The sequence below is a fragment of the Streptomyces sp. NPDC049887 genome (genome assembly GCF_040656535.1).
Lineage (GTDB): Bacteria > Actinomycetota > Actinomycetes > Streptomycetales > Streptomycetaceae > Streptomyces.
Map to the genome: position 1 here is coordinate 16,307 of NZ_JBFAMM010000016.1, position 18,433 is coordinate 34,739.

Here is an 18,433-nt window from a genome sequence, read left to right on the forward strand (position 1 = left end):
GCGGTATCGCCCTCCCGCTCATCCGCCCCCGGCCGACCGGCGACTGACGTCGGCGGCCCCCTCGCCGGCGGCTCCCGCCCGGCCGCGACACGAGCCCGTCTGCGACACCGACCGGAACCCGACCCCTCCCGAAGTCCCCTCGGACCGTTCGCCGCACCCACCGGCGGCCGGCGTCCGGGGCGCCGCACCAGGAGCCCGGGTCCTGCAGTTCGTCGCGCGCGATCCCTGGGCAGGAAGAGGGGCAGCGAGTCGCAGGCGAGGGGCAAGGAGCACTCGATCATGGACCGGCAGACCGACTGGCAATTCCTCGACGACCGGGGCCGTCTGGCCACTTCCGACCGGCGGCCCGAACGGGTCGTCGCCTACATCCAGGCCGGAGCGACCCTCTGGGAGCACGGCATACGCCCGGCCGGGCTGTTCGGCTCGAACCACGACGGCGACGGGCCCGACCCGGTCAAGGCCGGATCCCTGCCCCTCGACGACGTCGGCTATCTCGGCTCGGGCGCCGCGCTCGACGCCGACGCGCTGCTCCGCGACGACCCCGATCTGGTCGTCGCCGTCACCTACGGCGGAGGACAGGTCTACGGCCTCGACCCGGACACGGCGAAGCACGTCGAGGAGCGGGTGCCCCTGGTCGTGCTCGACGTCGGCCAGGACCAGTCCCTCGGCGACGTGCGCGCCCGGTTCGCCGCCCTCGCCCGAGCCCTGGGAGCCGCCCAGGACACGGCGGGCGCCATAGCCCTCGCCCGCGCCACCGCCCGGCTCCGGGCCCTCGCACACGACAACGCCGCCCGCCCGCCCCTGCTGGCCCTTTCACCGGCCTCCGCCGACAGCGTCTGGCTCGCCAAACCGCAGTCCTGGCCCGCCCTCAGGGAGCTCACCGCCCTCGGCCTCGATCTGGTGTCCCCGCAGGGAGGCGCCGGCGTCAACTGGCTCACCGCCGACTGGCCGTACGTGGCGGAGCTCTCCGCGCGGGTGCTCCTCGTCGACGCCCGAGCCAACGCGTACCCCCTGGACGCCCTCGGTGACAACGCCGCCTGGCGCACGGCCGCGTCCGCCGCCCGGGTCGTGCCGTGGAACCCCGAGGAACCGCACAGCGACGGTGCGCACGCGCGCTTCTTCGACCGCGTGGCCGACGCGGTGGAGGCCGCGGGAGGCGGTGGGGTGTAGCGGCGGGGCCCGATGACGTACGGGACGCGGCGGCAGGGGCGGGAGCCTTGCGGACGGCGGGCGGGGCTGTGGTGCGGCACCGTCCGTCCTGACGACGTCTCAGCGGCGGCCGGCGAAGCCGTCGAGCGCGGCCAGCACCGCGGCTTCCGCCGCCTCGCTGCCCAGGTGTCCCGCGTCGCCGACCGTCACCAGCCGGGCGTCCGGCCAGCCGCGGCACAGCTCCCACGCCGTGTCAGGAGGGCTGGACAGATCGAGTCTGCCGTGCATCAGCACGCCGGGGATTCCGGTGAGCCGCGCGGCGTTCCGCACCAGGGAGCCCTCCTCGAGCCACGCCCCGTGCGCGAAATAGTGCGAGGCGATGCGGACGAGGGCGACCCGGGCAGCCGGTGCGCGGCCGGAGTAGACGCCGGACGGGGCGTGGGGCTCCAGCGAGACGACCGCGTCCTCCCAGGCGCACCAGTCGTTCGCGGCCTTCTCCCGCACGGCCGGGTCCTGGTCGTTCATCCTGCGCGCGTACGCCGCGACCGGGTCGCCGTCCCGCCCGGCCTCGGGGACCCCCGCCATGAAGCGGTCCCATTCCTCGGGGAAGAATCGGGCCACACCCCGGTAGAGCCAGTCGATCTCCGAACGACGGGTCGTCGTGACCCCGTTGACCACGATCTCCGACACCCGCTCCGGGTGCCGCTGGGCGTACGCGAGCAGCAGGGTCGATCCCCAGGACCCGCCGTACAGCAGCCAGCGGTCCACGCCCAGCAGTTCCCGCAGCCGTTCCATGTCCGTCAGCAGATGCCCGGTCGTGTTGGCCATCAGGCCGGCGCGGGGGTCACTGGCGTGCGGGGTGCTGCGACCGCAGCCGCGCTGGTCGAAGAGGACGACCCGGTAGCGTTCCGGGTCGAACCGGCGACGGGCCCCGGGCCCGCATCCCGACCCGGGGCCGCCGTGCACCACGAGGGCGGGCTTGCCGTCGGGATTGCCGCAGACCTCCCAGTACACGCGGTGGCCGTCACCGGTGTCGAGCATGCCCGTCTCATAGGGATCGATCGGTGGATAGAGCGTGGGCATGACGACTCCTCAGTTGCTCGGGCGAGGGGGAGCGGCAGCATGACGGCCGACCAGACGGCCGTCCACAGCCAGTGGAACATGTCCCTTCCCACGGTCGTGCGCTCAGGACGGCCGGGGTGCCCCGTCGTTGTCGTGCTCGCCGATCCGCTCTTCCGGCCGCTCGTCGTGGCTCTCGGGGATGCCGGCGAGGTCGTCGACATGGAAGATCCGCGCGATGGGCACATCGGTGCTGCTGTGGGCGATGATCGAGAACGCGATGCAGACGGCGATGAGGGTGTACGCCTGCTCGCCCTGCGGTATCCCGGCCTGCAGCACGAGCAGCCCGTAGACGACCGATGCGAAGCCCTTCGGCCCGAACCAGGCGGCGACCAGCCTCTCTCGGCGGTCGAAGCGGGTGCCGACCAGCGACAGCAGCATCGAGGCCGGGCGGATGAGGACGATCGCCAGGACGACGGCGACGTACCCGCCGAAGGACAGGTCGCCGAAGAGCTGGGGGGTGAGCAGCGCGCCGAAGACGAGCAGGGCGGCGAACTTCGCCAGCTCGGCCAGCGCCTCTCCCAGCGGCTCGAAAGCCGTCTTCGCCTCCGGTGACACGGCGGTGATCACCGCGCCCGCCGAGAACGCGGCCAGATACGGGTTGGCGTGGGTGAGGTGGCACACGGCGTACAGGATGATCCCCGTGGCCAGCGGCAGCAGAGGCTGCAACTTGGGCTCGGCGCCCAGCAGGCGGAACCGTGCGAGCCCGTTGACCAGCAGCGGCAGCATGACGCCGAAGGCGAGTCCCAGCCCGAGTTCCAGCGCGATCTTCCCGAACGACGCCTCGGTGTGACCGCTGGTCGGGCCGGCGGCGACGATGAAGATCAGGACGAACGGCAGGGCGAGCCCGTCGTTGATGCCGCTCTCGACGTTGAGCAACTGCCGCAGCTTGGCGGGCACTTCCTTGCGGCCCACGATCGCGGAGGCGAACACCGGGTCGGTCGGCGCCAGGACGGCGCCCACCAGGAAGGAGGTCGTCCAGTCCAGTCCGGCCAGGTAGTGGGTCACGACCGCCATGCCGACGAATGCGAGCGGCATGCCCAGGCCCAGGGCGCGGGCGGGGTTCTTCCAGTGCGCCCGCAGTTTGGGGAAGGACACGTGCATGCCGTCGGTGAACAGCACCGCGAACAGCGCCAGATCGGCGGTGACCGCCACGATCTCGCTGTCCGGTGTGATGTGGATGAGCCCGAGGAACCCGTCACTGACGAGCGCGCCGCCGACGAGGAAGAGGAAGGACGTGGAGAGCACTGTCCGGGCGGCGAGCCCGGAGAGCAGCACCGCGATGAGCAGAGCGGCGCCGAAGACGGCGACGAGCACCATGTACGTGGTCCCCCGATCGGTGGAGAGAGCTGTCTCTTGTTCGCCGACCAGGCTTCCCGGCACTCCGCGGCAGACTTTACACGTCCCTTACGCGTTCCTGACAAGCGCCTGACGGGCATCCGCTTCCGTTCCGGAATTGCCGGGACCCGGCAATTCCGGAAGGTGCGGCACCGCCCGGGCAGCGACCCGGCCCGCGCGAAGCAGGGCGACCCCGCCGTGGCCGCGCGCGGGCGGGGCGCCGACAACCGGGGCGGTGCCGGGGTCGGCTACATCGACTGGTGACGCAGGCGCTTGTCGGTGGCGACGACGAGCGCGGTGAGCGCGGCGATGCCGAGGATGCGCAGCCAGGCCTGGCCGTTGATCGGCGCGGTGTGGAAGAGGTGGTTCATCGCCGGCAGGTAGGTGAGGGCGAGTTGGCCGGCCGCCTGGACGAGGACGCCACCGATGATCCACCGGTTGCCGAACAGGCCGAGACGCCATGGGGAGCGGGTCAGGGAGCGGCAGCTGAAGAGGTAGAGCAGCTCGACGGCGACGAACAGGTTCACCGCTGCGGTGCGTGACTCCGCCAGGCTCGCGCCGGTGCCGCGTTCCCAGGTGAACAGCCACCAGGCACCGGCGACGAGCAGGGCCGAGACCAGCAGGATGCGTACGGCGAGGGCGCCGGTGAGCAGTGGCCGGGCGGGTTCGCGGGGCGGCCGGTCCATGATGCCCGGCTCCTTCGGCTCGAAAGCGAGCATCAGGCCGAGCGCGACCGCGGTGGTCATGTTGATCCACAGGATCTGGGTGGGCAGGATCGGCAGTGTGGTGCCCGTCAGAATGGCCGCCAGGATGACCAGGCCCTCGCCCATGTTCGTCGGCAGGGTCCACACGATGAACTTGGTGAGGTTGTCGAAGACGCCGCGGCCCTCCTCCACGGCGGCTTCGATGGTGGCGAAGTCGTCGTCGGTGAGCACCATGTCGGCGGCGTCCTTCGCCACCTCGGTGCCACCGCGTCCCATGGCGACGCCGATGTTGGCCTGGCGCAGGGCCGGGGCGTCGTTGACGCCGTCGCCCGTCATCGCCACGACATGTCCGCGGTCCTGCAGGGCCTGGACCAGCCGGAGCTTCTGCTCCGGCGAGACCCGGGCGAAGACCCGGGCCCGGTCCACCGCGCCCGGGTAGTCCCGGGAGGGCAGCGTCGTCAGGTCCGCGCCGGTGAGCACCTCCCCCTCGCCAGGTCCCGGCCCCGTCAGCAGTCCGATGCGGTCGGCGACGGCGGCTGCGGTGGCCGCGTGGTCCCCGGTGATCATCTTGACGGTGATGCCGGCCGTGCGGCAGGCGCTCACAGCGGCGGTGGCCGCCGCGCGGGGCGGGTCGAGCATGGCCTGCAACCCGGTGAGGACCAGGGTGCCGGGCAGGTCCTGTTCGGTGAAGGCGGCCGGGTCCGCGGACGGCCGCGCGGCGGTGGCCAGGACCCGCAGGCCGCCTGCGGCCAGGCGCTCGGCAGCGGCCAGGACGCCTTCGCGGTCCAGCGGCTGGATGGAGCCGTCGGTGGCCATCTGCCCCGAGCACAGGCCGGCGATCCGCTCGGTGGCGCCCTTGGCCAGCACCACGTGGCCGCCCGCGGTGCCGTCGTGGTGGAGGGTGGCCATGTACAGCCGCTCGGAACTGAAGGGGATCGTGCCGATCCGGGGGTACCGCTCGGCCAGGTCCGTCGTACTCGGGCCGCCCTTGCCGGCCACGACGAGCATCGCCCCCTCGGTGGGGTCGCCCATGAGCTCCCACCGGCCGTCCCTGCAGGTGAGAACGGCGTCGTTGCAGGCGGCGCCCGCCAGCAGACACCACCGCAGCGCCCGGTTCGCGTCGGCCGCGACCGCCGTGCCGTCCGCGGCGTGCAGCGTACCGTCGGGGGCGTACCCGGAACCGGTCACCTCGAAGACGGCCCCGGGTGTCCACACCGCTCGCACCGTCATCTGGTTCTCGGTCAGCGTGCCGGTCTTGTCCGAGCAGATGACCGTGGTGCTGCCCAGGGTCTCCACAGCAGGCATTCTGCGGATCACCGCACGGCGCCGCGCCATCCGGGACACGCCGATGGCCAGGGTGATGGTGACCGCTGCCGGAAGGCCCTCGGGGATCGCTCCCACCGCCAGGGCGACCGCGGCGGTGAACGTCTGCACCGCCTCCTGCCCTCGGACCAGGCCGATCGCGAAGGTCACCGCAGCCAGAGCCAGGATCACCGCCGTCAGGAGCTTGCTGAAGGCGGCGAGTTTGGCCGTCAGCGGTGTCGCCAGCGTCTCCGCGGCCCCCACCAGGCGGTGGATCGCCCCCAGTTCGGTCTCCGCGCCGGTGGCCACCACGATCCCGGTGCCCTGGCCGGCCGTCACCAGCGTCCCGGAGTGCAGCATGTTGCGCCGGTCGGCGACCGGGGTGCGGGGGTGCAGCACCACCTCGTCCTTGGCGACCGGTACGGACTCGCCCGTCAGAGCCGACTCGTCCACCCGCAGCTCCGCGGCCCGGAGCAGACGCACATCGGCCGGTACCTTGTCGCCGGCCTCCACCAGTACCAGGTCCCCGGGAACCAGTTCCGAGGACGGCGCCTGCCGTCTGCGGCCACCGCGCACCACGGTGGCCGTCGTGCGCACCAGCGCCCGCAGGCCCTCCAGCGAGGCTTCGGCCTTCGACTCCTGCACGAAACCGACCAGGGCGTTCACCAGCACCACACCGAAGATCACCGCAGAGTCGACGTACTCGCCCAGGGCCGCGGTGATCGCGCCTGCGACGAGGAGGACGTAGATCAGCGGGTGGTGGAACTGGCGCACGACTCGCCGCAGCAGGCCGCCGCCCGCCGCCGGCGGAAGCAGATTGGGGCCGAGCCGCTCCAGCCGTCGTGCCGCCTCCTCGGGCGTCAGGCCGCGATCGACATCGGTCTCCAGCAGCAGCACGACCTCGTGGGCCACCAGCGAGTGGTGCGCGTCGGCCGCGGGGCCGCCGGCCCGACGAGGCGGCCCGGGGGCCTCACCGCCCGGCACCGGAGCCCCGTGCGACGCCGACCGGGAACTCCCCCTGACGCCCGAAGCCGCCGTGGAGGAAAGGCAGCGGGCGCGTGGCCCGGATTCCGGTGCTCATCTGCAGGCCTCCTCACCCCCACACTCGCCCAGGCCCTCCCGCCGCGCCAACGGGCCGGCGCGCGTCCCGCGACCATGGGCCGACTGTCCTCCGGCCGGGTGGCCGTCGACGCCGTCCGGGACGGCACACAGCGGCAGGTGGCGCGCTTCAGCCGTCCGCTCGCCACGGCAACCCGGCACCGCGCCGGGGCGCGGGCGTTCGCTCCGGCCGGTGCGGACATACGGTGCGTCCGGTGGGGGCGCGGTTCAGCCGCCGGCGGTCTCCGCTCGCATCGGTGGTGCGGCGGGAGTGCCGGCCACGGGGCCGAACAGCACCGCCCGGGCCATTCGCGGAGCGAACAGGGTGCTCAGGGGGGTGGTCAACGTCAGCACGGAACGGAAGACCGGCCCCACGAGCACGGGATCGCCCGCGTACCGCTGCTGGACGCGGTCCAGGTACCAGCCGACCGGTCGGTCGACGGCCCGGGAGGCGACGGCGTTCCCCACCGCCCCGGGCATGGACCGGTCGGCGCCCGCGGAGATGTCCCACGCCTGGCGCGAGGCGTCGAACAGCGCCCGCTGTACCCGTCGGGTCGTGGGCCTCCGACGCGGGTCGGCCAGCGCGTCGCGCAGCGCCACGGCGCTCATCGCGGCGACCGACATGCCCTGTCCGTAGATCGGGTTGAAGGTGCAGAGCGCGTCACCGGTGGCGAGGAAACCGGCGGGGCGCCGGCCCGGGCGGTCGTACCTGCGGCGAAGGTTGGCCGTCGAGCGGAATCCGTGGGCCGGCGTCTGCGGTTCGGCGGTGAGCAGCCACTCGTGGAGGTACGGGTGGGGGAGGCGCGCCGCGAAAGCGGTGAACCCGGCGTCGTCCGTGGGGGGCTCCTGGCCGCGGAGGCCCGCGAGAGCCACGAGGTGGTTGCCGTCCTCCAGGGGCAGCACCCCGCCCGCGTACGTCTGCGAGGGGCTCGGGTAGAACCAGTAGGCGAGTGCCTCCGTGCCCAGATGGGCACCGGTGTTGCGGTAGACACGGGAGGCGTAGGCCTGGCCGGTGTCGATGCTCTCCTCCTGCGGAGGCTGGGCCCCGAGGGCCGCCAGCCACTGCGGGGCGCGCGAGCCCCGCCCGGAGGCGTCCACGACCAGATCCGCCTCCAGCGTGCGCGGCTGCCGCACACGCGGGTCGTCCGCGGCCCCGTCCGCCCCGCGGCGCTGCCTCAGCAGGACTCCGCGGACCCGGGAGGCGTCCCCGGTCAGCCCCACCGTCTCCGTGGACTCGAGCGTCGTGATCACCGGATTGGCCAGCACCCGCCTGCGCACCAGGTGCTCGAGCTGGGTTCGGGAGCCGGTGTGGATGTGCGTCGTCGGGGCCGTCCGCCGGAGCCAGGCCCCGCTCCACGCCACCATGTCCTGGGGCATGCCCACGCGCGGCGCCCCGGCCGCCCGCAACTCGGCCGTGAAACCGGGCAACAGGGAGTCCAGTGCCAGCTGCCCGCTCTCCAGCAGCACATGGGCGTGTCTGCTCTGCGGAACGCCCGGACGCGGCTGGGGGCCGTCGGGGACGCGGTCGCGCTCCACGACGGTCACCCGGTCGGCGTGGCCGGCGAGCACGTGCGCGGCGAGCAGTCCGGCGAGGCTCCCTCCGATGACGACGGCGTGGCGCCCCTTGCCGTCCCGTCCCCAACCGGCCTGTTCCCGCGCGTCGTTCACCGTGTCCGCCCCTCGTGGTCGGCGAGTACCCCTACGGCCGACCAGTATCCTCGGCTGCGACCGGAAGATCACGGGTGCCGTGCCGCGGACCCCCGATGTGGTATGGCTTCGTCCGGGTGCGGGCCGACGCGCTCGTCGCAGAGGCCGTAGGCGATCCTCTCGGGCGACTCCCTTCTCCGGCGATTCCCGATCGGGCAGCTCCCGGTCGGGTCGATCGGCCCCGGACCGGCGTGCCCCGGACCGGCGTGCCCCGGACCAGTCCGTCGGCCGGGCAACCCGGAGTTGCTCGGCGACGTCCTCCCCGTCGTGATCGACGACTTCGGCCCCGCCCCGTACGACGACTTCGACGACGCGGAGGAGAAGGTCAGGCCCGGGCCGCTCTGGCGACATGCCGTGTGGGTGGTGGCCGTCACCGCCGCCGGTGTGGCACTCGGCTGGGCGTCCGGCCGTTTCCGTCTGGGCCCCGAGGAGTACGGCCTGCCCAGCGCCGCCCCCGGCCCCCTGCTGCCCTATCTCGCCGCCTGGACGGCGATCGGTCTGGTCGCGGCCGCCGTGCTGAGGGCCGCGGCCGCCCGGGTGCCGGTCCACGCACCGGAGACGGTGGCCGTCGGTGTCGTCTGGCTCGGGACCCGGCTGTCGCTCGGCTGGCGCCCCGAGCCGCCGCTGCTGGCCCTGCTGGCGGCCGTCGCGCTCGCGGCCTCAGCGGGGTGGGGCCTCATGGCACTGCGTCCCGGCTCCGGCTGGAGGAGCGGCCGGAGGCGGGCGTAGCCGGGCGCGGGCGATTCGGGTCGCGTCGGCGGGCACCCGCGCCTGTGCCTGCCCCGCGCCCCGCCTGCCCCGCGCCCCGCCTGCCTCGCGGAGGCCCTGCAACCCCGTCCGCCCCCGGCGGCGCCGCCCCCGTCTACCCCCGCCGAGGTGCCGGGGGTAGCCCGCCGAGCTCGTCCAGCGCCTCGGTGAGCCAGCCGATCCAGAACCGCTCCAGCTCGATCCCACCGCGCAGCACCACGTGCCGGAGCCGGTCCTCGGCCGCGCCCCGCTCCGGCGGGAAGTGGCGCTTCTCGATCTCCTCGTACTCCGCCAACTGCCGCCGGTGGAGTTCGAGATGCCGATGCAGCTCCGCCTCGAGCCCCTCCGTCCCGACGACCGCCGCCGCCCGCATGCGCAGCAGCAGGGCGTCCCGGATGGGTTTGGGGTCCTCGGCCCTGGCCACCCAGCCGGCCAGTTCGGTTCGGCCCGCGGGCAGCACCTCGTACTCCTTGCGGTTGCCCCGTGCCGGCTGGGCCGCGGGCAGGGCGCGGATCAGTTCCGACTCCTCCAGCTTCCCCAGCTCGCGGTAGATCTGCTGGTGCGTCGCCGACCAGAAGTAGCCGATGGACCGGTCGAAGCGGCGGGTCAGCTCCAGGCCCGAGGACGGCTTCTCGAGCAGGGCGGTGAGGATCGCGTGCGGGAGGGACATGAACCGCATCCTAAGGATGCGGGGTCAGATCGCAGCCGCCAGCCGGGTGCCCTGGTCGATGGCGCGCTTGGCGTCCAGTTCGGCGGCCACGTCGGCGCCGCCGATGAGGTGCACGGTGCGCCCCGCCGCGGTCAGCTCCTCGTACAGGTCGCGCCTCGGCTCCTGGCCGGTGCACAGCACCACCGTGTCCACGGGGATCGTCCTCTCCGCGCCGTCCACCGTGATGTGCAGGCCCTCGTCGTCGATCCGGTCGTACGCCGCCCCCGCGACCATCGTGACGCCGCGGTGCTTGAGCTCCGTGCGGTGGATCCAGCCCGTCGTCTTGCCGAGGCCCGCGCCGACCTTGGAGGACTTGCGCTGCAGGAGGTGCACGGTCCGCGGGGACCGAGGCCGCTCCGGGGCCCGCAGCCCGCCCCGCTCCGCGTACCCGGTGTCCACGCCCCACTGCCGGAAGTACGTCTCCGGGTCCAGGCTCGCGCCCTCTCCGCCGTCGGTGAGGAACTCCGCGACGTCGAAGCCGATCCCCCCGGCGCCGACGACGGCGACCCGCTCACCGACCTCGGCCCCGTCGCGCAGCACGTCGAGGTAGCTGACGACGCTGCGGTGGTCGACGCCCTCGATCGCCGGCGTCCGGGGCGTGACCCCGGTCGCGACCACGATCTCGTCGTACCCGGTCAGCAGTTCCGGCGTGACGAAGGTCCCGAGCCGGACCTCCACCCCGCGCAGCTCCAGCTGGGTGCGGAAGTAGCGCAGCGTCTCCTCGAACTCCTCCTTGCCGGGGATGCGCTTGGCGATGTTCAGCTGCCCGCCGATCTCCCCGGCTGCGTCGAAGAGCGTCACCTCGTGGCCGCGTTCTGCGGCCGAGACCGAGAACGCGAGGCCCGCCGGGCCGGCGCCGACGACCGCCAGGCGCTTGCGCAGTCGGGTGGGGGAGAGCACCAGCTCGGTCTCGTGGCAGGCACGGGGGTTGACCAGGCAGGAGGTGATCCTGCCGCTGAAGGTGTGGTCCAGGCACGCCTGGTTGCAGCCGATGCAGGTGTTGATCGTCTCGGCGCGGTCCTCGCGGGCCTTGGCGACGAACTCCGGGTCGGCCAGGAAGGGCCGTGCCATGGACACCATGTCCGCGCGTCCCTCGGCGAGCACCCGCTCCGCGACCTCGGGCGTGTTGATCCGGTTGCTGGTGACCAGCGGCACCGACACCGCGCCCATGAGCTTCCGCGTCACCCAGGTGTACGCGCCGCGCGGCACCGAGGTCGCGATGGTCGGGATCCGGGCCTCGTGCCAGCCGATGCCGGTGTTGATGATGGTCGCGCCGGCCGCCTCGATCTCCTTGGCGAGCGCGACCACCTCGTCGAGCGAGGAGCCGCCGGGCACGAGGTCGAGCATCGACAGCCGGTAGACGATGATGAAGTCGTCGCCGACCCGCTCGCGGGTGCGGCGGACGATCTCCCGGGGGAAGCGGGTGCGGTTCTCGTACGAGCCGCCCCATCGGTCGTCCCGCTGGTTGGTCGCGCTCGCGATGAACTCGTTGATCAGGTAGCCCTCGGACCCCATGATCTCGACGCCGTCGTAACCCGCGGACTTGGCCAGCTCCGCGGCACGGACGTAGTCCTCGACGGTCCGCTCGACCTCCTCGTCGGTGAGGGCGTGGGGGACGAACGGGCTGATGGGGGCCTGCAGCGCGCTCGGCGCGACCAGCTGGGGGTGGTAGGCGTAGCGCCCGAAGTGCAGGATCTGCATGGCGATCCGGCCGCCCGCCGCGTGCACCGCTTCGGTGACCGTGCGGTGCTGCGCGGCCTCCTCCGCGGTGGTGAGCTTGGCGCCGCCGTCGTAGGGGCGCCCCGCGTCGTTCGGGGCGATACCGCCGGTCACGATCAGCCCGACGCCCCCGCGGGCGCGCTCGGCGTAGAAGGCCGCCATGCGCTCGAAGCCGTTCTCCGCCTCCTCCAGGCCGATGTGCATCGAGCCCATGAGCACCCGGTTCGGGAGTGTGGTGAAGCCGAGGTCGAGCGGGCTGAGCAGATGCGGGTACGGGGTGGGGGTCATCGGGGCGCCTCCTCGCGCAATGAGCGTCGCCCCCTTTTGTAGACGCCGGAACCTCGTTATGCAACTAGTTGCACAACGAGGTCCGGGTGAGATGCGCTACGCCGGTACGGTCCAGCGGTCCAGCTCCTCCGGGGTCCGGGGGCCCGGGCTGCCCGCTTCCAGCAGCCCGTGGGCGCGCAGCACCTCCTCCGCGGCCATCGCCCACGGCAGGCGCAGCCGGGCCGAGTCCAGCAGTTCCCGGTCCGCCAGCAGCTCCGTGACCGGCCCCGTCCGCAGCCCCGCCGGCGACAGCACGGCGGCGTCGTCCGCCCAGCGCAGCGCCAGGTCCACGTCGTGCGTGGCCATCACCACGGTCGTGCCGCCCTCCCGCAGCCGCTCCAGCACCGCCAGCAGCCGCTCCTGCCCGTGCGGGTCGAGTCCCGCCGTCGGCTCGTCCAGGACCAGCACCCGCGGCCGCATCGCCACCGCGCCCGCGATCGCGGCCCGTTTTCGCTGCCCGTACGACAGCAGATGCGTCGGGCGGTCCTCCAGCGCCGTGATGTCCAGGGCGTCGAGTGCCTCGGCGACCCGGGCCCGTACCTCCGGCTCCGGCAGCCCCAGGTTCATCGGCCCGAACGACACGTCCTGGCCCACCGAAGCGGCGAACAGCTGGTCGTCCGGATCCTGCACGACCAGCTGCACCGTCGTCCGCAGCCGGGTCAGCCCGCCGCGGTCGTACGCCACCGGCTCGCCGTCCAGCAGCAACCGGCCCTCCTCGCAGCGAAGCCCGCCGCTGAGGAGCCGCATCAGGGTCGTCTTGCCGCTGCCGTTGCGGCCCAGCAGCGCCAGGGAACGTCCGCCCGGCACGGCGAAGTCGACACCGCGCAGCACCGGCGGGCCGTCCGGGTAGGAGAATCCAGCGCCGGCCAGTTCCACCACGGGCGCCCCGGCCCCGGGTACGCTCGCGTCCACGGACGTTCTCACAGTACGGACCTTTCCAGTACGAGGGTGAGGGCGACGATCCCCGCCAGCAGCCCGGCGGTCGCCGCCAGGAAGCGGGCCGACACCGTCGCGGGCGGCACCAGGACCCGCAGCGTTCCGTCGTAGCCGCGCCCGGCGAGTCCGGTCTGCAGCCGCTGGGCCCGGTCGAAGGCCCGCACGAAGGCGGTCGCGGCGAGCCCGGCGAGGGACCGCCAGGCCGCCGCCCGGGTCGTGTGCCCGAGCCGGGCCGCCTGCGCCTGACGGATCCGGTGCACCGCGTCGAGCAGCAGAAAGCCGATCCGGTACATCACCAGGGCCACGTCCACGACGGGCCCGGGCACCCCGGCCCGGACCAGCCGGGGCAGCACGTCCGACACCGGCGTGGTGAACGCGAACAGCAGCACCCCGAGCGAGGCGGCGGACGTCCGCAGCAGGATCCGCACGGCGTCCGCGGGGCCGTCGGGCGCGAGCGCCAGGAAGCCGTCGGGGCCGCCCACCGAGAACAGCAGGGGCACCGCGCCCGTGACACAGAACCCAAGCGGCACGCGCCACGCCCGCCACAGCTGCCGCGGAGCCACCCCGGCGGGCCCGAGCAGTACGGACACGGCCGCCGCGGCGACCAGGACGGCGCCCGGCCACGGCGGCAGCGCGACGGCGCAGACCGTCAGTCCGAGCCCGAGTGCCGCCTTCTCGCACGGATGACGGCGGCGCCAGCGACTGCCGTGCGCCGCCGCGTCGATCGGCAGCATCGGCGGCTACGCGCCCGGGCCCGCGGTATCGGAAAGCCCCGCGGAACCGGCGGCCGGCGCCTCCCCGGCCACCGCCCGCGCCTCACCCTGCCGCCGCCCCTTGCGCAGCCCGAAGTAGTACGCCAGGACACCGGCACCCAGGGCCGCCTGGAGGGCGAACAGCGCCGACTCGACCTCCCCGGACGGAGGTTCGTAGAGCGGCGCGAACCACGGCTCGTAGTCCGGTGCGATCTCCGTGATCGCGGTCTCCGCCTCCCCGTCGGCGCCCGTGAAGGGCTCCTCCTTGTGGTCGCCCAGACCGAGGGCGAGCGGCAGCACCGCCAGCGCCGCCACGATCGCCACCAGCAGTGTGTTGATCTTCGCGTTACGGCTCATCGGACCGCGGCCTCCTTCTTGGCCCCGCCCTGGAGGAGCACTCCGAGGCGGGTCAGCTCACCCTTGCTGGACTGCACGAGCAGCCGCATCACCAGCACGGTGAGCAGGCCCTCGCTGACGGCCAGCGGGATCTGGGTGAGCGCGAAGATGCCGCCGAACTTGGCCAGGGCTCCGGCCACGCCGCTGCCCGGGTCGGGGAACGCCAGCGCCAGCTGCACGCTGGTGACGCAGTACGTGGACAGGTCCGCGACGAACGCGCCGAAGAAAACGCCCACCATCAGCGACACCCCGGACCGCCGCAGCAGCGCGTACACCCCGAAGCCGGCCCACGGCCCGACGATCGCCATCGAGAACACGTTCGCGCCGAGCGTGGTCAGTCCGCCGTGGGCCAGCAGCAGGGCCTGGAAGAGCAGGGTGATCGTGCCGAGCACGGCCATGATCGGTGGCCGGAACAGGATCGCGCCCAGCCCCGTGCCGGTCGGATGCGAGCAACTGCCGGTCACGGAAGGGATCTTGAGTGCCGACAGGACGAAGGTGAAGGCCCCCGACGCGCCGAGCAGCAGGGTGGACTCGGGATTCGCCCTGACCTCACGGGTGAGCGCCCGTACGCCGTGGATCACGAAGGGGGCGGACGCGACGCCCCAGGCGGCGGCGTGCACAGGGGGCAGATACCCCTCGGCTATATGCATGGTTGGGAGACCCTCTCCAGCACCTCGTGGATGGACAACGCGCCCTGGCCGGTCTCCTGGCTGACGGGTCCTGCCGCCCGGGCTCCGCCTTCCCGGACACCACGGTCTCCCGTGGCGGTCCAGTGGCTTCCTTGCGGAGAGAGCCGGACTTCCCGATCACAGTGGCGAGGGCCGCACCGGTACTCCACCGGTTTCCCGTTCACCAAGGCCCTGCGACATTAGTGCGTTGACCAGGTGCATCACAAGCCGCGCACGGATGCGCACGGTCACACCTTGCGATAGTCGTACGCCTCGGCGGCCGCCGCCTCCACCGCGTCCAGATCCGCGCCGGCGGACGCGGTGACCACCGCGGCGACGGCGCCCTCCACGAACGGCGCGTCCACCAGCCTGGTCCCCTCCGGGAGTTCGTCGCCCTCGGCCAGCAGCGCCTTGACCGTCAGCACGGCGCTGCCGATGTCGACCAGCACGGCCACCCCGGCGCCCCGGTCCACCTCGTGCGCGGCACGCGCCGTCAGCTCCGAACTGGTGCCGAGGCCGCCGTCCGCGGTCCCGCCCGCCGCGGCGACCGGTACGGCGTCGCCGGCGCCGGCCAGCCTGCGGGCGAGGTCGGCCACCGACTCCGCGACCTGCGCGCTGTGGGAGACGAGGACGATCCCGACCGGGCCGGTCATCGTGCCGCCTCCTCGAGGGCCCCGACCAGCAGGGCGGAGGACGTCGCCCCCGGATCCTGATGCCCGATGCTGCGCTCGCCCAGATAGCTCGCCCGCCCCTTGCGGGCCAGCATCGGCACGGTCGCCGCCGCGCCCTCGTCGGCGGCCTCCCGAGCGGCCGCGAAGGACTCGTCCAGCGCCGCGGCCGCGGGCTCCAGCGCGTCCAGCATCGTCTTGTCCCCGGCCTTCGCGCCGCCGAGCTGCGCCACCGCCGCGATCCCCGCGCGCAGCGCCTCGGCGAGCTGTGCCCGCGTCACCTCGGCCTCGTCGCCGAGCGCCTTGCCGGCCCGCCGCAACAGCGTCCCGTACAGCGGTCCCGACGCCCCGCCGACCGTCGAGATCAACTGCCGCCCGGTCAGCATCAGTACCGCACCGGGGGTGTCCGGCACGTCCTTCTCCAGCGCCGCCCGCACCGCCGTGAAACCCCGCTGCAGATTCGTACCGTGGTCGGCGTCCCCGATCGCGGCGTCGAGTTCGGTCAGCCGGGCCGCCTCGCGGTCCACCGCCTCGGCCAGGGCGTTCATCCAGCGGAGGAAGAAATCCGCGTCGAGCACAGCGCCGCCTCCTTCTCGTGACGCACCGGCTCCCCCGCGCGCGTCGTCGCGGCCCGCGGACGCGGAGCCGCCGTCGGCCGGGCCGGGCATGGCTCAGCGGCCCCAGCGCAGCGCGGGCGTCTCCACGGGGGCGTCCCACAGCCGCAGGATCTCCTCGTCCGCCTCGCACAGCGTCACCGAGCAGCCCGCCATGTCGAGCGAGGTGACGTAGTTGCCGACCAGGGTCCGGGCCACCGGAACGGCCCGCTCGGCGAGCACCCGGTGGACCTCCGCGTTGAAGCCGTACAGCTCCAGCAGCGGTGTCGCGCCCATGCCGTTGACCAGCGCCAGCACCGGACTCGACGGCTGCAGATCCTCCAGGACCGCGTTCACCGCGAAGTCCGCGATCTCCCGCGACGTCATCATCGGCCGCCTCTCCCGGCCGGGCTCGCCGTGGATGCCGATCCCCAACTCCAGCTCACCGGAGGGCAGATCGAAGGTCGGACTGCCCTTGGCCGGGGTCGTCACCGCGCTGAGCGCGACGCCGAAGCTGCGCGACCGCTCGTTGACCCGGCGGGCGACGGCCTCGACCCGCTCCAGCGGCGCCCCCTCCTCCGCCGCGGCACCCGCGATCTTCTCCACGAAGAGCGTCGCGCCCGTACCGCGCCTGCCCGCCGTGTAGAGGCTGTCCTGCACGGCCACGTCGTCGTTGACGAGCACCTTGGCCACCTGGACGCCCTCGTCCTCGGCGAGTTCCTGGGCCATGTCGAAGTTCAGCACGTCGCCGGTGTAGTTCTTCACCACGAAGAGCACACCCGCCCCGCTGTCCACCGCCGCCGCTGCCCGGGCCATCTGGTCCGGCACCGGGGACGTGAAGACCTCGCCGGGGCACGCCGCCGAGAGCATCCCGATTCCCACGAACCCGCCGTGCAGGGGCTCGTGCCCCGACCCGCCGCCGGACACCAGGCCCACCTTGCCCGGGACAGGGGCGTCCCCCCGCACCACGACCCTGTTCTCCACGTCGATGTTCAGCCCGGGGTGCGCCGCGGCCAGACCGCGCAGGCCGTCGGCGACGACCGTCTCGGGGACGTTGATGAGCATCCTCATGGGAACCTCCTGGTGGGACTGGCGACGATCACTCCGGACGGTGTCCTCTCAGGCCGGGCCGTGGCGGGACGGGCCGCACACCCTCTGCCAGTATCGGCGCAAACGGCCCGCACGGCACCGCGCTCCCCCCGATCCGTCGGCACCGTCAGCGGGCGGCCGGAGGTTCCCTGCGGTGACGGCCGTCCGGCGCAGGCGGGTCAGTAGCGCAGCGCGCTCGCGATACCGCCCATCCCCGCGAGCGTGCCGTCCGGGACGAACCGCACCTGCGCGCCCGTCTCCAGGGACTTCTCGACGATCTCGTCCACGACGTCGACCACCGCGTCCAGGTCGCCGGTGTCGGCGGGCAGGAGGTGGGCGCCGGTGTCCCGCACCGTCTCGCGGTAGTTCTCCTCCACGGCGAGCAGCGCGACCCGGCCCGTCTCCACGCTCTGCCGGATCTCGTCGACGCCGGCGGCGAAGGCGCGCCTGCCCCTGGCCCGGTCCAGTTCCTCCAGCACGCCGGAGACCTCCTGCTGCGCGTGGGCCTCGACGAACGGTCGCACCGCCTGCCAGACCGCATCGGCGGAGCCGCCCGCCACCCCGCCCCGGGGTGCGTGGACGGCCTGGCCCTTCGCGGCCGTGCCGACGTCGTCGAGGAGGGCGAGCGCGGCGGGCTCGCCGGTCACGTACAGCGGCCGCGGGTCGGCCTTCAGCACCGCGGCGAGCGCCGTGTCGGCCTCCCGCAGGAAGTGCCGCGTGTCCTCGTCCCGGAAGGTGCTGGGCACATCGCCGATGCGCTCCTGGCGCTCGGCGTCGAAGTTCTCCGCGGGGCGGGACATCGGGAAGGGCCCGGTGCGCTCCTCCGTGAGGCGGTCGGCAGCGCCGCTCCACAGGGTGGCCAGGTCCGACGCGACCGCCAGGACCCAGAAGGGGCGCTCCGCGGCCTGTGCCGAGACGAGGTTGCGGGTCAGATAGGTGTCCGACAGCACCACGCGCTCGGGCACCGGCCGGCCGAGCGTCCACACCTCGTGCTCGCCCGGCGCGGCGAAGACCACCAGTCCGTCCTCCGCGTGCACCAGGTCGATCTCGGCCAGCGCCCGGTCGAGCTGCTCGGACACGTCGATCCGGGTGTCCCGGGTGACGGCGGGATCGGCCTTGAGCTGCTCCTTGGCCTCCGTCATGAGATTGCGCAGCCGGACCGGGTCCTGCGCGCTGTCCGGCTCACGGCGGTGCGTGGGCATGAGCACCGACACCGCGGGATAGGGGCGCTGCCGGCGGAGCCGGACCAGGTCGTCGGAGCTGAGGGCTGGGTGCATCGGGTCCACCCTTTCCGAGCGGTGTGCACTGGAGGGCCGGGCTGTCCGCACCGAGGTGCGACGAGCTGAAGCCGACTCCTTGCACCATAAGTCGGATTGCCTGCGCGGGCACCAGGACCGGTGGGGCGCCGCCCC

The 18,433-nt window shown here is 73.5% G+C and carries 16 protein-coding genes and 1 riboswitch; of the genes, 2 read left to right on the forward strand and 14 right to left on the reverse strand.

Going from position 1 to position 18,433, the window contains the following annotated elements:
* Positions 1-279: 279 nt before the first annotated feature.
* Positions 280-1,170 (forward strand): ABC transporter substrate-binding protein, encoded by an 891-nt coding sequence (locus AB0J10_RS20260; RefSeq protein ID WP_363063436.1) that lies wholly within the window; start codon positions 280-282, stop codon positions 1,168-1,170.
* 99 nt (positions 1,171-1,269) lie between these two features.
* On the opposite strand, the gene pip is transcribed toward AB0J10_RS20260, so the two are convergent.
* From pip to AB0J10_RS20280, 4 genes are all read right to left on the reverse strand, one after another.
* Positions 1,270-2,232, reverse strand: a complete 963-nt coding sequence (gene pip, locus AB0J10_RS20265; RefSeq protein WP_363063438.1) for a prolyl aminopeptidase — start codon at positions 2,230-2,232, stop codon at positions 1,270-1,272.
* Positions 2,233-2,334: 102 nt separating this feature from the next.
* Positions 2,335-3,588: a cation:proton antiporter gene (locus AB0J10_RS20270; RefSeq protein WP_363063653.1), complete on the reverse strand. Its 1,254-nt coding sequence runs from the start codon at positions 3,586-3,588 to the stop codon at positions 2,335-2,337.
* Between the two features lie 266 nt (positions 3,589-3,854).
* Positions 3,855-6,524: an HAD-IC family P-type ATPase gene (locus tag AB0J10_RS20275; protein WP_363063440.1), complete on the reverse strand. Its 2,670-nt coding sequence runs from the start codon at positions 6,522-6,524 to the stop codon at positions 3,855-3,857.
* Positions 6,525-6,938: 414 nt separating this feature from the next.
* Positions 6,939-8,315, reverse strand: coding sequence for an FAD-dependent monooxygenase (locus tag AB0J10_RS20280; RefSeq protein WP_363063655.1), 1,377 nt, complete (start codon positions 8,313-8,315; stop codon positions 6,939-6,941).
* A 369-nt stretch (positions 8,316-8,684) separates the two neighbouring features.
* Between AB0J10_RS20280 and AB0J10_RS20285 the strand changes: the two genes are divergently transcribed.
* Positions 8,685-9,146, forward strand: coding sequence for a hypothetical protein (locus AB0J10_RS20285; RefSeq protein ID WP_363063442.1), 462 nt, complete (start codon positions 8,685-8,687; stop codon positions 9,144-9,146).
* 133 nt (positions 9,147-9,279) lie between these two features.
* On the opposite strand, the gene AB0J10_RS20290 is transcribed toward AB0J10_RS20285, so the two are convergent.
* From AB0J10_RS20290 to AB0J10_RS20335, 10 genes are all read right to left on the reverse strand, one after another.
* A complete protein-coding gene (locus AB0J10_RS20290; RefSeq protein WP_363063444.1) occupies positions 9,280-9,834 on the reverse strand; it encodes a PadR family transcriptional regulator in 555 nt (184 codons plus the stop codon).
* A gap of 24 nt (positions 9,835-9,858) precedes the next feature.
* On the reverse strand, positions 9,859-11,880 hold the full coding sequence (locus AB0J10_RS20295; RefSeq protein WP_363063446.1) for an NADPH-dependent 2,4-dienoyl-CoA reductase: 2,022 nt from the start codon (positions 11,878-11,880) through the stop codon (positions 9,859-9,861).
* A 96-nt stretch (positions 11,881-11,976) separates the two neighbouring features.
* Positions 11,977-12,831: an ATP-binding cassette domain-containing protein gene (locus AB0J10_RS20300; RefSeq protein ID WP_363063448.1), complete on the reverse strand. Its 855-nt coding sequence runs from the start codon at positions 12,829-12,831 to the stop codon at positions 11,977-11,979.
* An 8-nt stretch (positions 12,832-12,839) separates the two neighbouring features.
* On the reverse strand, positions 12,840-13,589 hold the full coding sequence (gene cbiQ / locus AB0J10_RS20305) for a cobalt ECF transporter T component CbiQ (protein WP_363063450.1): 750 nt from the start codon (positions 13,587-13,589) through the stop codon (positions 12,840-12,842).
* 6 nt (positions 13,590-13,595) lie between these two features.
* Positions 13,596-13,964 carry an energy-coupling factor ABC transporter substrate-binding protein gene (locus tag AB0J10_RS20310; protein WP_363063452.1) on the reverse strand — a complete coding sequence of 123 codons (369 nt, stop codon included), beginning with the start codon at positions 13,962-13,964 and terminating at the stop codon, positions 13,596-13,598.
* Positions 13,961-14,653, reverse strand: a complete 693-nt coding sequence (locus AB0J10_RS20315; RefSeq protein ID WP_363063454.1) for an energy-coupling factor ABC transporter permease — start codon at positions 14,651-14,653, stop codon at positions 13,961-13,963. The genes AB0J10_RS20310 and AB0J10_RS20315 overlap by 4 nt, the downstream gene beginning before the upstream one ends.
* A 28-nt stretch (positions 14,654-14,681) precedes the next feature.
* Positions 14,682-14,903: riboswitch (cobalamin riboswitch) on the reverse strand.
* Positions 14,904-14,919: 16 nt separating this feature from the next.
* Complete coding sequence (locus AB0J10_RS20320) at positions 14,920-15,324, reverse strand: PTS fructose transporter subunit IIA (protein WP_363063456.1); 405 nt, start codon at positions 15,322-15,324, stop codon at positions 14,920-14,922.
* Complete coding sequence (gene dhaL, locus AB0J10_RS20325; protein ID WP_363063458.1) at positions 15,321-15,917, reverse strand: dihydroxyacetone kinase subunit DhaL; 597 nt, start codon at positions 15,915-15,917, stop codon at positions 15,321-15,323. The genes AB0J10_RS20320 and dhaL overlap by 4 nt, the downstream gene beginning before the upstream one ends.
* 93 nt (positions 15,918-16,010) lie before the next feature.
* Complete coding sequence (dhaK, locus tag AB0J10_RS20330; protein ID WP_363063460.1) at positions 16,011-17,003, reverse strand: dihydroxyacetone kinase subunit DhaK; 993 nt, start codon at positions 17,001-17,003, stop codon at positions 16,011-16,013.
* A 197-nt stretch (positions 17,004-17,200) separates the two neighbouring features.
* Positions 17,201-18,298: a chemotaxis protein gene (locus AB0J10_RS20335; protein ID WP_363063462.1), complete on the reverse strand. Its 1,098-nt coding sequence runs from the start codon at positions 18,296-18,298 to the stop codon at positions 17,201-17,203.
* Positions 18,299-18,433 lie beyond the last annotated feature (135 nt).